Annotated in this window: 12 protein-coding genes and 1 pseudogene; 10 read left to right on the forward strand and 3 right to left on the reverse strand. The window is 72.1% G+C overall.

The window, feature by feature from the left end; genetic code table 11:
• Genes D455_RS0103820 through mnhG form a run of 4 tightly spaced genes read left to right on the forward strand, consistent with a single transcriptional unit; the run spans position 1 to position 3,117 of the window.
• Positions 1-1,662, forward strand: a complete 1,662-nt coding sequence (locus D455_RS0103820; protein ID WP_193789412.1) for a Na+/H+ antiporter subunit D — start codon at positions 1-3, stop codon at positions 1,660-1,662.
• Positions 1,659-2,276: a Na+/H+ antiporter subunit E gene (locus D455_RS0103825; RefSeq protein WP_017569446.1), complete on the forward strand. Its 618-nt coding sequence runs from the start codon at positions 1,659-1,661 to the stop codon at positions 2,274-2,276. Before D455_RS0103820 ends, D455_RS0103825 begins: the two co-directional genes overlap by 4 nt.
• Positions 2,273-2,629: a monovalent cation/H+ antiporter complex subunit F gene (locus tag D455_RS0103830; RefSeq protein ID WP_017569447.1), complete on the forward strand. Its 357-nt coding sequence runs from the start codon at positions 2,273-2,275 to the stop codon at positions 2,627-2,629. Before D455_RS0103825 ends, D455_RS0103830 begins: the two co-directional genes overlap by 4 nt.
• Positions 2,626-3,117, forward strand: coding sequence for a monovalent cation/H(+) antiporter subunit G (mnhG, locus tag D455_RS0103835; protein ID WP_017569448.1), 492 nt, complete (start codon positions 2,626-2,628; stop codon positions 3,115-3,117). Before D455_RS0103830 ends, mnhG begins: the two co-directional genes overlap by 4 nt.
• Positions 3,118-3,210: 93 nt before the next feature.
• Here the strand turns inward: mnhG and D455_RS0103840 are convergent, their stop codons facing one another.
• Entirely contained in the window at positions 3,211-4,755 is a 1,545-nt protein-coding gene (locus D455_RS0103840; RefSeq protein WP_017569449.1) for a PucR family transcriptional regulator, read from the reverse strand.
• Between the two features lie 197 nt (positions 4,756-4,952).
• Between D455_RS0103840 and D455_RS0103845 the strand changes: the two genes are divergently transcribed.
• From D455_RS0103845 to D455_RS0103855, 3 genes are all read left to right on the forward strand, one after another.
• The gene (locus D455_RS0103845; protein WP_017569450.1) at positions 4,953-5,438 is read left to right on the forward strand and encodes a GreA/GreB family elongation factor; all 486 of its coding nucleotides are present in this window, start codon (positions 4,953-4,955) and stop codon (positions 5,436-5,438) included.
• Between the two features lie 294 nt (positions 5,439-5,732).
• Positions 5,733-6,911 carry a beta-1,3-glucanase family protein gene (locus D455_RS0103850; protein ID WP_017569451.1) on the forward strand — a complete coding sequence of 393 codons (1,179 nt, stop codon included), beginning with the start codon at positions 5,733-5,735 and terminating at the stop codon, positions 6,909-6,911.
• Positions 6,912-7,613: 702 nt separating this feature from the next.
• Entirely contained in the window at positions 7,614-8,003 is a 390-nt protein-coding gene (locus D455_RS0103855) for a nuclear transport factor 2 family protein (protein ID WP_017569452.1), read from the forward strand.
• A 197-nt stretch (positions 8,004-8,200) separates the two neighbouring features.
• Here the strand turns inward: D455_RS0103855 and D455_RS0103860 are convergent, their stop codons facing one another.
• A complete protein-coding gene (locus D455_RS0103860) occupies positions 8,201-8,806 on the reverse strand; it encodes a TetR/AcrR family transcriptional regulator (RefSeq protein WP_026122287.1) in 606 nt (201 codons plus the stop codon).
• Between the two features lie 459 nt (positions 8,807-9,265).
• Here D455_RS0103860 and D455_RS0103865 point away from each other — a divergent pair, with 459 nt between their 5' ends.
• On the forward strand, positions 9,266-10,369 hold the full coding sequence (locus D455_RS0103865) for a WD40/YVTN/BNR-like repeat-containing protein (protein WP_026122288.1): 1,104 nt from the start codon (positions 9,266-9,268) through the stop codon (positions 10,367-10,369).
• 1 nt (position 10,370) lies between these two features.
• Complete coding sequence (locus D455_RS0103870; protein ID WP_026122289.1) at positions 10,371-10,655, forward strand: MoaD/ThiS family protein; 285 nt, start codon at positions 10,371-10,373, stop codon at positions 10,653-10,655.
• Here the strand turns inward: D455_RS0103870 and D455_RS29105 are convergent.
• Positions 10,544-11,866 carry a DUF418 domain-containing protein gene (locus D455_RS29105; protein ID WP_017569455.1) on the reverse strand — a complete coding sequence of 441 codons (1,323 nt, stop codon included), beginning with the start codon at positions 11,864-11,866 and terminating at the stop codon, positions 10,544-10,546. The two genes, D455_RS0103870 and D455_RS29105, sit on opposite strands and share 112 nt — an antisense overlap.
• A 240-nt stretch (positions 11,867-12,106) precedes the next feature.
• Here D455_RS29105 and D455_RS29110 point away from each other — a divergent pair.
• A pseudogene (locus D455_RS29110) lies at positions 12,107-13,314 on the forward strand (sensor histidine kinase).
• Positions 13,315-13,416 lie beyond the last annotated feature (102 nt).

Here is a 13,416-nt window from a genome sequence, read left to right on the forward strand (position 1 = left end):
ATGGACGCGGACTACTTCGTCGGTCTGCTGCACTACTTCATCCCCCTGCCGGTGGTACTGCCACTGTTCGCGGCCGGGGTGAAGCTGGCCCTCGGCGCCCGCTGGCCCCGCGTCCAGCGGTGGCTGAGCGTCGTCTCGCTGACCCTGGTCCTGGTCATCGGCTTCGTGCTGATGATCGGTTCCCACGCCTACGGCCCGCAGACCGTGCAGGTGGGCGGCTGGGAGGCGCCGATCGGCATCACCCTGGTCGCCGACCGGCTGTCCGCGCTGATGGTGACGGTGTCGGCGGCGATCACGCTGACCGTACTGGTGTACTCCATCGGCCAGGGCATGGTGGGCAAGGCCGAGGTGGCGCCCCTGTCGGTGTACCAGCCGACCTACCTGATCCTGGTGGCGGGCGTCTCCAACGCCTTCCTGGCGGGTGACCTGTTCAACCTGTTCGTCGGGTTCGAGATCCTGCTGACCGCCAGCTACGTGCTGCTGACCCTGGGCGGCACACAGTCGCGGATGCGGGCGGGCGCCATCTACGTCGTGGTGTCGCTGGTGTCGTCGCTACTGTTCCTCATCGCCATCGCGCTGATCTTCGGCGCGACCGGCACGGTGAACATGGCGCAGCTCGGCGAGCGGCTGCCCGACCTGTCGAACGACCTGCGGGCCGTCCTCCAGATCGTGCTGCTGTTCGCCTTCGGCATCAAGGCGGCGGTCTTCCCGCTGGCCGCGTGGCTGCCCGACTCCTATCCGACGGCCCCGGCGCCGGTCACGGCGGTGTTCGCGGGCCTGCTCACCAAGGTGGGCGTGTACACGATCATCCGCACGCAGACCCTGCTGTTCCCCAGCGAGCAGCTCAACAACCTGCTGATGGTCGTGGCCCTGGCGACCATGATCATGGGCATCCTGGGCGCGGTCGCGCAGACCGACATCAAGCGTCTGCTGTCGTTCACGCTGATCAGCCACATCGGGTACATGGTGTTCGGCGTGGCCCTGGGCAGCGTGCAGGGCATGGCGGGCGCGGTGTTCTACATCGCGCACCACATCACGGTGCAGACCACGCTGTTCCTGGTCACGGGGTTGATCGAACGCCGGGGCGGGTCCGCGTCGCTGGACCACCTGGGCGGTCTGAGCCGGATCGCGCCGGTGCTCGGCGTCCTGTTCTTCGTCCCGGCGATGAACCTGGGCGGCATCCCGCCGATGTCGGGCTTCCTCGGCAAGCTCGGCCTGATACAGGCCGGCGTGGAGGCGGGCACGCCGCTCGCCTACGTCCTGGTGGGCGCGTCGGTGCTGACGAGCCTGCTGACCCTGTACGTCATCGCCCGGGTGTGGAACTACGCGTTCTGGCGGTCGCCGTCCGAGGGCATGGTGGCCGAGCCCGGCACCGTGCTGGAGGAGGACACCGAGGCCGACGAGTCCTCCACCGCGGCCTTCGGGCCCGGTGAGGCCGTCGGTCCGTCCTCCCGACTGGAGGGCGCCACGGCCGCGACCACTCCGGTGGTCACGTCCGTCGCGCTGCCGAAGAGCATGGTCGGCGCCACGGTGGCTCTGGTGGTGTTCAGTCTCGCCCTGACGGCGCTCGCGGGCCCGCTCATCACGTACGCGTCGGACGCGGCGGTCGAACTCCAGGCGCGTACCCCCTACATCGAGGCGGTTCTCGGAGGCGACCGGTGATCGACCTACAGGAGAAGAAGAGGATCGGCCTGGCGTCGCTGCGCAGGCGGCTGGGCAAGGTGCAGATCCCGGTCGCGCTCGGCATGACCCTGGTGTGGATGCTGCTCTTCGAAGGCTTCCGGCTCCGTCCGGAGTCGCTCGGTCTGCTGGTACTGGGGTTCCTGGTGTCGGTACTGATCATGCTGCTGTTCCCGTTGCCGCCGATCTACCCCGGTTTCCGGTTCCGGCCGGTGTACCTGGTCAGGATGGTCCTGTACGTCCTCGCCAGGATGGCCGTCGCCAGCTTCCAGGTGACCAAGTGGACCTTCAGGCCGACCCGGGTCAGCAACGCGGTGGTGGGGGTGCCGTTGCGCACCGACTCCGACCTGATGCTGGTGTGCGTCTCGATCGCCAGCTCGATCATCCCGGGTTCGGTGGTCGTCGAGGTCGCCCGGCCCGGCCCCGTCCTGTACGTGCACCTCCTGGGCACGGGGGACGAGAGGGCCGTCGAGGAGGGCCGCCGGGACGTCTGGCGGCTGGAGGAGCGGATCGTGAGGGCCCTGGGCACCCGTGAGGACATCGCCGCGCTGCGGGCCGAGGAGGCCGTGGGGCGCGGCGGGAAGGAGAGCGTGTGAACGTCCTGTGGATCGCCATCGGCGTCATGCTCGGCGTGGCGGCGCTGCTGGGTGTGACCCGCATGCTGATCGGCCCGGACATCCTGGACCGGGCCATCTCCGTCGACGTGCTGCTCGCCTCGGCCCTGACCGGCGTGGGCGCCTACGCGGCCTTCAGCCGCGACCCCACGGTGTTGCCGACCCTGCTGGTGCTGTCCCTGCTGGGGTTCGTCAGTTCGGTCAGCATCGCCAAGTTCGTCGCCCGCAGGAGGCATGAGGAGCAGGAGCACCTCGCCGCCCCGACCGGGGCGCACCCGAGCTCCGCGACGCCCACCGACGCGGTCCCCGGATCGGAGAGGGAGGAGAGCTCGTGAGCGACCAGATCGCGACCGTCCTGGACTGGGCGGCGATGCTGTGCCTCCTGTCCGGGGCCGCGCTCTCCCTGGTGGCCGGGGTGGGGCTGATCCGCTTCCCCGACCTGCTCTCGCGCCTGCACACCACCGCCAAGCCACAGGTGCTGGGACTGCTGCTGGTACTGGTGGGGATCGGCATCCGGCTGACACCCGTGGAGACCAACGTGTTCAGCGTCGGAACGCTGCTGTTGGTGGCGCTCTTCCAGATCGTGACCATCCCGGTGGCGGGCCACATCGTCGCGCGGGTGGGGTACCGGACCGGGCGCATCGAACGGGACGTGATGGTCCTGGACGAGCTGTCCGAGCGCCTGGACGCCAAGCGCGCGGAATCCGACCGTCTGGACGCCGAGCAGGCCGAGGCCGGGCGGGCGAGGGCCGGGCGGGAGAGGGCCGAACGCGACGAGGACGGCGACGGCGACGGCGACGGCGACGGCGACAGGGCCGAGTAGGCGGCAGGGGCCGCTGGGTCCGGTGTCCACGGCCGTCCCGGAAGGCGCGCACGAGGGCGGTGGGGAAGCGGGTCCCCACCACCGCGGCGACGTCTACGCGGGATCGCGCGCGAGGGCCGCCAGGGCGACCGTCATCGCCACCCGGGCCTCGGGGTCGTGGAGCCGCAGGTCCGCGATCGCGCCCATCCGGCGCAACCGGTACCGCACCGTGTTGGGGTGCAGGCCCAGGGACTCGGCCGCCAGCCCCAGGTCCCCGTGGGAGTACAGCCAGGCGCGGAGCGTCCGGGCGTGGTCGGTGCCGTGCTCCGCGTCGTGGCGGACCAGCTCCACCACCGGGTTGCGGGTGGGCAGGCGCCCTCCCTCGGCCACCAGGCGCAGGCGGCGCAGCAGCACGGAGTGCCAGGCGTCGTCGTAGACGACCGCGTCGGTCCCCCCGGGTTCCTGCCCGTGCAGCGTCAGGCACTCGTCCGCCTCCTGCCTGCTGGCGGGCAGGCCGGAGGCGTCGGCCGCACCTCCCACACCGGCGACCACCCCCGGGCGGTCGGGCAGGCCGTGCAGCGTCGAACGCACCCACTCCACCGCTGGCACGGAATCGCCCCCGCAGGGCAGGACGGTGTACACGGTGGTTCCCAGCAGGGTGCTGCGTCCCGGACGCGACCATCCGAAGCCGGTGGTGACCTGCTCGAACAGGTGCAGGATCGCGGCCTCGGGCTCGGTCCGGGCGCGCGCCTGGAAGGCGATCACCCGCAACCCCCCGGAGGGAAGGCCGATCCGCCCCGCCACCTGCGCGGGATCGGCCGAACCCTCCAGCAGGTCGATCACCGACTCCGACTCCACCTGCCGCTCCAGGTCGCTGCTGACCCTGGCACGCAGCATGTGGAGGCCGACCGTGTGCGCCGCCTCGCGCAGCGCCCGCGACCGCTCCGCGTCCAGCGGGGCGTCGCACACCACCCACAGCGATCCCAGGAGTTCGCGCCCCACCCGGATCGGCGCGGCGGTGCGTCCGCCCATGCCGAGCTCGGGGGTCCCCGGCACGAACCGGGGTCCGGTGTCCGACGCCAGCCGGGCGAACACCCCGTCGGCGTCGAGCCTGGCGCGGACCCGGGCCGGGACGCGCCGGTCGACGAGGGTGTCGCGCCGGACCCGGTCGGTGTCCCCCTGGGAGGCGGAGTAGGCGACCACGCGTGAGGCGCGGTCCTCGATCGTGACGGGACCGCCGACCTCGGCGGCGACGGTGTCGGCGAGGGTGAACAGATCGCTGGGGCCGCGCCCGGCCTCGGTCTCGCGGCCCTCCAGGACCAGTCCGTAGACGACGCCGGACACCTGGCTCCACGACACGGCGGGTTCCACCACCAGGAGGGCGATGTCGCTCTCCCGCAGGCGCGCCCGCACGCCGTCGTCGGGGTCGCGGGCGGAGCGGACGACGGCGACGGTCGCGCGGGCCTGCTCGGCGAGGCGCACGGCCTCGGCCGACGAGTCCACGCCGACGGCGAGGAACGCGTCCCCCAGCGGCGGCACGTCGTCGGTGGGGTCGTGCATGGCGACGCTGCGCAGTTCCCTGCGCCGCAGCGGCTCCGGGCCGACCAGCCTGGCCCCGTAGCCGCCCAGGACGTTGACGAGCCGGTCGAGGTTGATCACGTCCCCTCCTCTCCCCTCAGCAGTGTTGTTCGACAGCCACAAAAGGACACCGTGTGATTGTCGCCCGAGGATAACGCCCGCCCCCTGGCCCGTGGACACACTCAGGATGAGCGGCGATACCCCCTCGTCGGATCCCGCTGTGCTCGCCCCGCCCCGGACCGTCCGCGGTGAGGGCCCGTGAAGACAAGGAATGTTCCATGAGGACCGCCGAACGATGGATGACCCGGGAGGCCTACGACCGACTCCGGGAGGAGCTCCGGACGCTACGCGAACTCCCTGACGACACCCCGGGCACCGGGGCGGACGGGGGCGCGGGGGACACACTCCCCGCGCCCCGCTACATTCACGACCCGGCCGTGCGCCAGGCGCGCGTACACACCATCGAGCGACTGCTCAGCGAGGCCGTGGTGGACGAGGCCGCGCCCGACGACGGGATCGCCGCCCCCGGCAAGGTACTCACCATCCGCTACGACGGCGAGGAGGAGACCGAGACGTTCCTGCTCGGTGTCCGGGACGCGTCCGTGGCGGACCGGGTGACCGTCTACTCACCGGAGTCCCCGCTGGGCGCGTCGTTGATGGGCGCTCGCAGGGGCGAGCGGCGCACGTTCACGGCGCCCCGGGGCACGGTCATCGGGGTCACCCTGGTGGAGGCGGAGCCGTACCGGGCGGCGGCCGCGGGCTGATCCCGTCCGGGACGGAGGGTCCCGGCGCGCGCCCCGGGCGGCATCTCCCCTCCGGACCCGGAACGCCCCTTCGAGCTTCCACCCGCGGGGTCGAGCCGCGCGCGGAGGAGACCGGGAGCCCGCGCTCACCGGTCCCTCCTCCGCGCGGCTTTATCTGTGAGCTGAGTCACATAACAACACCCCCACCGCAGGAAACATCCGCCACGGAAAATACGTGCGGTTACCCCGGTTGACGCATGCGTTACTAAATGATCACTTAGTTTCCAGTCTCTACCCGCTACTCGAGGAGACGGCATGATCAACCGCAGACTCTTCCTCGGAGGCGCGTCCCTGGCCGCGGGAGTCCCCCTGCTCGGCGCCAGCGGCTGCGCCACCGCCCGGGCCTCGCTCCGGTCCGGCACGACCGCGGCCAACACGGGAGCGCTCCCGGTCGGCATCGTCAACGAAACGGGGCGCTACCCCGACAGCGAGGTCCTCGTCTACGTCGTCGGCACCGACCTGACCACCAACCGGCACTGCTGGGTGGACTCCGACGGGACCCCGCGCCCCGTCAGCCTGGACGACAACACCGACGGCGGCTACACCGACTACGCCATCCCGCTCGACGCGCTGCCCGCCGACATGACGCTGCCCTACATGTCCGGACGGATCTACGTCGCGCTCGGCGGCAAGCTCGGTATCCGCATCGTGATCGACGGGAACGGCAACCCGGCCCTCCAGCTTCCGGCGGGCTGGGTGGAGAGCGACCACGGGTACGGAGTGCTGCACGACTCGGTCGAGTTCACCCACGACGCGTCCGGTATGTACTGCAACACCAGCATGGTCGACCAGTTCAGCGTCCCGATCGGCATCCGGCTGACCGGTGAGGCGGACCAGACCACCGGCACGTTCGTGCCCGGCGGACGCGACGCCGTGTTCGAGACGCTCTCCGCGGACCCCGTCTTCTCCCCGCTCGTCGTCGACGACCTGCGGGTGATCGCCCCCGGCCACGGGCTCGACGCCGGGCTGTTCCCCGCCGACTACTACGACCCGTACGTCGACAGGGTCTGGTCCCACTACGCCGCCAACGACCTGCGGGTCACCACCAACGCGGGAACCTTCACCGGGCGGGTGCAGGGTGACCGGCTCGTCTTCGACGGCGGTGTGTCACCCTTCTCCCGCCCCTCGACCAGGGACGTCCTCTTCTGCCACGGAAGCCTGGCCGCCCCCAACGACGGGATCACCGGCCCCGTGGCCGCCATCCTGGGCGCCGCCCTCAACCGGTCCACCCTGCTGGCCTCCTCCGCGCAGCCCACCGACGACCCCGACACCTTCTACCTGGCGGACATCACCAACCGCTACGCGAAGGTCTTCCACGACAACACCGTGGACGGCAGGGCCTACGGTTTCGCCTTCGACGACGTGGCCGGGTTCGCGTCCTACATCCAGGACCACGGCCCCGCCGAGTTCGGGATCACCCTGACGCCGTTCTAGGCGCGCGGCCGGAGAACCGCGGGAGCGCCCCGTGCCGGGTGGCGCGGGGACGCCCCCGCAGTGCCTCCGCGCCAACGGAATCCACCCGGCCTCCCGGAAAGGAGGCCGGGGAAAGGGAATTCGCTTCCCGTGGTGACCGCGCACCCCGGAGAAAGTCCGCACGGGGTGAAATCGCCCCCCGCTTATTCTTCACGGAAAAGGATACGGCGAACACGGGAACCGGAGAGCGAAGACCTCAGGTTCCTCCGACAGCGCCCTCCGTCCCGGAGCACGTCCGCCGCCCGACCTCCCCCGACCGCCACGAGCGGCCCAGTCGCCCGGATCGTGTCCCCCGACTCCGTTCCGCGCGCCTTCCTCTCCGTTGACCCCCGCCACGGCCGACTTCCGACCGGAGTTCCCCACGCGTTCCGCCACCGGCCTGGTCCGCACGTTCCGCCGGAACGGAGAACTGTCGAAGCCGCCCCCTGACGGTGCGGGTCCCCCTTTCGGAACCGGTTCCGCGCCCATTCCCCGCATCCATTCCCCGTGTCCCGGCGGAACTCCCCCACGAGGGACACCGGGCCGCCCCGCCCCCACGCGTCGGCCGCGCACGGCCGACGGCGAACACGGCGAACGGAGTCGTGGTTCGCCGAGGCCCCGAGCCCCACCCGTGAGAGCATGCGGCCGGAAGGCCCGACGGACGGGAGCGGGGAGGGCGGACACATGGCCGAGGACGAGGACGCGCGCTGGGCACCGGTCAGGGACTGGCACGCGGCGGTGAACGGGCGGGACCTGACGGCGGCGAAGGCCGTGGTCGACCCCGACATCAGGATCGGCGGCCCCAGAGGCTCCACGCGGGGCGTCGAGGTCTTCCTGGGCTGGGTACGCGAATCCGGCATCCGCCTCGAACCGGTCGCGTGGCACACCGTCGACGACCGGCGCGTCGTGGTCGAGCAGGACGCCACCTGGCCCCACCGCGCCGACTCGGGCCCCGACCCGGCGCCGACACGCACCGCGACCCTGTTCGAGGTGCGCCACGGCCTCGTCACCGCCGCGCTCCGCTACGACGAGGGTGTGGAGGCCGCCCTCGAAGCGGCCCGGCACAACCCCTGACAGCGTGCCGGGAGTCGTTCCTGCCCGGCTGGGCGACGGCGCCGTGACCGTCACCGCGCGCGTGTCGTGTGTGCCGCTCACGCGCCCGTCCTGGCCGGATTCCCCGGGGCGCACCGGCCGCACGGGTCGGCGCGGGCCGACCGTCGCCGTTCACGGTGCGTCCCGGGGCGGTACTCACGACGTCGGACCGGTCCGGTTCAGGGGGCCGTCCGCTCTCCGAGGGAGCCCAGCAGGGCGTGGGCCTCGTCCAGGCGGGCGGGGAAGGCCTCCGGGTTCTCCGACAGCCGCATGGCGGTGAGCTCGCAGGCCATGGCGGTGTGGGCGGCGAGCACGGCGACCTTCTCGTCCGCTCCCGCCTCCGCCAGGGCACCGGCGAACCGGTGCGCGCGCTGCTGCCGTGTGAGCAGGTAGCGGGAACGCAGTTCGCTGCTCTCCCGCAACAGACGCGCCAGGACGGCGGAGTGGGCGGGGGAGAGCGCGGTGTGCGGCCTGGCGGCCGCGTCGGCCTCCCGGAGCAGCTCGACGGCGGCACGGAGGTCGTCGCCCAGCGGCCGGTCCGCCCTGTCGCGCACGTAGGCGCACACGCGGTCGGCTTCGGCTCCGTCGTCGGCGAAGAGCACCTGTTGTTTGTCGCCGAAGTACCTGAAGAAGGTGGTCCGGCCGACCTCGGCGCGTTCGGCGATCGCGGCCACCGTGACGTTGTCGAATCCGTGTTCGGCGAAGAGCTGGAAGGCTGCCGACACGATCATGGCTCGTGCCTTACGCCGCTTGCGGGCGTGAAGCGTGTCCGGGGGGTGGTGCATGAGGCGACCCTATCGAGTGGGAACCCGGTTCTCTTTGGTACGCAGGACCATTAGGACGGTAGTCCTGAAACGCATCTCGGAGACCGGGAGAGCGGGAAGTCTTCTGTCCTGTTCGTCGTGGGAACGCGAGCGGTGGGCACAGGCGCGACCCACGCGGGCGTACTGGTTGGCCCGGAATTTTATTGCAAAGGGTGCTCCGTCTGACAACCGCCTTCCCCACTGCGCGGGAGAGCCTCCCCGAAAGGCGCTTCCCTCCCGACAGTTTCGCCTTCCGCGGAGCCGCCACGGAGGACCGGAGATCCATTTTCGGTCATCGCCCATTGGTTCTCTTCCACGAAAAACGTTCAGAAACCTAACTATTCTCGCCCCCGCGGTCCGGATCCGTCGACCGCCGCGTCACCACCGATTGTCGGTGGCCTGTGTCACAGTGGAGCCCTCGATCCCGTTCTGGAGTTGGTTATGACGTATCTCCTGGTCATAGGCACGCGCAAGGGGCTCTTCACGGCCCGCAGCGAAGATCGCCGGGGATGGGAGGTGAGCGGACCGCACCGGCTCGACGCCGCGGACTACGCCAGCATGAGCGCGGTGTACGCGGTCGGGATCAACCCCCACAGCGGACGCGTCCTCGCCGGGGCGGAGAGCTCGCACTTCGGGCCGAGCGTCTGGTACAGCGACGACCGGGGGCGGACCTGGCACGAGCCCGAGGCCGCGCCCATCGCCTTCCCCGAGGACACCGGCGCCTCCCTCACACGCGCCTGGCAGTTCGCCTTCGGCGACGATCCCGACACCGTGTACGCCGGGGTGGAACCACACGCCCTGTTCCGGTCCTCCGACGGAGGTCTGCGTTTCGAACTGGTCCGGGCCCTGTGGGACCACCCCCACCGCGCCAACTGGTTCCCCGGGGCGGGCGGCGGCGCGGTCCACACGATCCTGCCCGGGATCCTGGGCGCGGGCGAGCGCACGCCCGGCGCCGTGACGGTGGCCATGTCCACCGGTGGTGTCTACCAGACCCGCGACGACGGTGCCAGTTGGGCCCCGGCCAACCGGGGCATCTCGGCGGTGTTCCTGCCCGACGAGGAGCCCGAGTACGGCCAGTGCGTGCACAAGGTGACCGCCGCGCCGAACGGCGTGCTCTACGCCCAGAACCACCACGGGGTGTACCGCAGCGCGGACCCCGCCAAGGAGGGGTGGACCTCCGTGGAGACCGGGCTGCCCACCGACTTCGGCTTCGCGGTGGTGGCCCACCCGCACCGGCCGGAGACCGCGCTCAACTTCCCGGTGGTCAGCCAGGAGGTGCACCTGCCGCCCGACGACCGTCTGGGGGTGTACCGGACCGAGGACGGGGGCGTCAGCTGGCGGCCGTTCACACGGGGGCTGCCCGAGGACCCCTACTTCGGGATCGTGCTGCGCGACGGCGCCTGCACCGACGGCGCGGACGTGCCCGGGTTCTACTTCGGCACCCGCACGGGCGACGTCTACGCCGCGACCGACGACGACGGGCGCTGGCACCGGGTGGCCGAGCACCTGCCCGACGTCCTGTGCGTCCGCGCCACGGAGGTGTGAGATGCGGGTGACGGTGCACCTGCCGGGGTTGCTGCGCGCGGACGCCGACGGCGCCGCCCACGTACCGGTGGAGGTCGAGGACGGCACCGCGCTGGGCGGTGTGCTGGACGCGCTCACCGTCCGGTACCCCGGCCTGGACCGGAGGATCCGCGACGAGCGGGGCCAGCTGCGCCGCTACGTCAACGTGTTCGTGGACGAGGACGAGTGCCGCGGCGCCGGCGGGTTGTCGGCGCCGGTCCACGACGGCGCGGACGTGCGCGTGCTCCCGTCCGTGGCGGGGGGCTGAGGCCCGGCGGCGGTACGCAGGGACACGGGGCGCAGGTACGTCAGGCTCCGCCACGCCCACTCCAGCGGGCCGAGCCGGAACCGGCGCGCCCACAGACCGGCGAGGACGGCGCTCACCACGAAGTAGGCGGCGGCCAGGCCGTACTGGGCCAGCAGGGGGACGGTGCCCTCGAACGGGCCCATGACCACCAGGAAGACCGCCGTGCTGCCCAGGTACATCGTGAGGGTCATCCGTCCGAGCGGTGCCAGGGCACCCAGCACACGTGCGGCCCGTCTGCCCCTGAGCACCAACCACCACACCAGGCCCAGGTAGATCAGGGCGCCGCCCAGGTTCATGAACGTGTCCCCCAGGAGCACGAGCACGGTCTCGCCCACGGACCGCACCGGAATGCCGTCGGGACCGAACTCGACCGGAAAGAGCACGCTGGCGAGGAACATGGGCACCGTGCTGAGGACCAGGGTGCCCGCCCCGAGCACGAGCATGCGCAGCGGTAGACGGGGCGGCCGGACCGTACCACCGGGCTCGGCCGCGTCGGCTCCGGCGGTGAGCTCGGGACGGCGCGCCAACCACACGCCCACACAGAAGAACCCGAGAGTCTGCGGAACGAGACCCACCGAGAGACCCTGGCCGAGTTCGGGGATGACCGGAGAGAGCAGGAGGTCCGCCACCGGCACCGCGGCGAAGGACACGGCCGCCGCGACCAGCGGGCGGCGGCGCGATCCCCCGAGCAGCAGCGGCATCAGCGGGGCCAGCAGCAGAGCCGTGAGCGCGTAGTGGGCGAGGATGTCCCCGGGGAAGACCGCCAGGTGCGGCAGCCCGAACAGCACCCCCAGGACCGCGTAGCGGCGCAGCATGACCGCCATCGGCCGCCCGCCCCGCCGGGCGGCCGAGCGCCAGGCCAGGACGGCGCCCGCGCCCAGCAGCACCATGAGCATCGTCCTGGCCCTACCCGACATCACCACGGTGAGTCCGACGTCCACGATGGTGGTCAGCGTGCCGCTGGCCACCTCCCCCAGCATCTCGGCCGGGTAGACGACGGTGGACACGTTCATCATGACCACGCCGATCATCGCGAGCGCCCGGGCCACGTCCAGGAAGACCACGCGCCGTGCGGTCGGTGACTGGCCCCGGCCGGTGCCGTCCCGCACGGCGTCACCCGCGACCGGGCGCGCTCCGCCCGTGCCCGTCCTGTCCGTGTGTACCTCGCTCATGCGGTCCTACCTCGTTCGTGGGTTGAACGGGCCAGTCGGGGGTCCTGACGGCCCGGGGGTGCCGGGCGGGCCTTCACGCGGTCGCGCTCGACGGCCACGGACACCGGCCGCCCGGAACACCCCCAAGCGTCGCTTCGGACCCCGGTCCCGCACATCGACCGAACGGCCGAGCCCCCGCGACCGCCGTCTCGTACCTTTGGCCGACGCCCGCCCTGGTCGAGGCGGTCTAGCCTGGTCGCCATGGCCATGAACAGGATGTTCGCGGCGCTCGGCGGTCCCCGGGCCGGCGGCGCGCTGTCCCGGATCGCACCGTGGGCCGTGGCGTGCGCGCTCGTGGCGGTGTGGTGCGCGGACCTGGCGCGCGTCCACGGCAACCTCTCCGCGCCGAACTGGTTGGGCCCTCCGCACTCCGCCATGGACCACGCGCCCGTGGTCTCCGGCGGGGTGGTCTGTGTGCTCGCCGTGCTCGCCCTGCGCCCGGCGTCGGGCCCGGCGCTGACCACGGTGGCCGGTGGGGCGGCGGGAGCCGTGGTACTGGCGGCCTCGGTGTCGCTGTGGCCGCTGCCCATGGGCGAGGCGTTCGGCTACGGCTTCGCCAGTTCGGAGGTCTCGGCGCTGCTCGTACTGCTCGTACTGGCCGGTCTTCGCTGCCGCCCCTGGCAGATCGGCGCCGTGGCGCTGTGCTCGTTCACGGCCGCCCTCTCCGACTACCTGCGTGAACCGATGCCCTACTACGAGGGTCTGGTCACCGCGTCGCTGTCGTTGGTGGCCGCGGGTCTGGCCCCCGCGCTGTACCTGCGGTGGCGCGACGCCCAACGGCGCGCCCACGTGGAGCGGGCGCGGGCCCAGGAGCGGTTGGCGATCGCCCGGGACCTGCACGACGTCGTGGCGCACGAGGTGACCGGCATCGTGGTCCAGGCGCAGGCGCTGCGGCACGTCGCCGACCGCGACCCCGCCACCGTGCGGTCGGCGCTGCCGGAGATCGAGGCGGCGGGCGCACGGGCCCTGGAGTCCATGCGGGGGATGGTCTCCCGGCTCCGGGACCCGGGGCACCTTCCGCTGGATCCGGACCCCGCCGGAGGACTGGCCCGTCTGNNGAGGTGGCGGTGCGGTGCGGGGGCCCGGTGGACGGCCTTCCGCCGACCGTGGGCACGGCGGTGCTGCGGATCGCCCAGGAGTCGGTCACCAACGCGCTGCGGCACGCTCGCGGCGCGGCCCGTGTGGAGGTGGTGGTGGAGGCCGGGCCGGGCGGGGTCCGGGTGGAGGTACGCGACGACGGCCGCGCGGCCACGGGATCGGGCGGTGGTTTCGGACTGGTCGGAATGGCGGAGCGGGTGCGCCTGATCGGCGGGAGGTTCTCCGCCGGTCCCCACGGGAGGGGACCGGGCTGGAAGGTGGAGGCGTGGCTGCCGGTGGACGGAGCAGAAGACGAACAGGTGAACGGATGACGGGGCGGGGTGCGGAAGTGACGTCTGGTGGAGAACCGTCGGAAGCGGCCGGAGAGCCGGCGACCGCCGGTCGGGGGCCGATCCGGGTGCTGCTGGGGGGCG

It is taken from the genome of Nocardiopsis halotolerans DSM 44410, assembly GCF_000341065.1.
Lineage (GTDB): Bacteria > Actinomycetota > Actinomycetes > Streptosporangiales > Streptosporangiaceae > Nocardiopsis > Nocardiopsis halotolerans.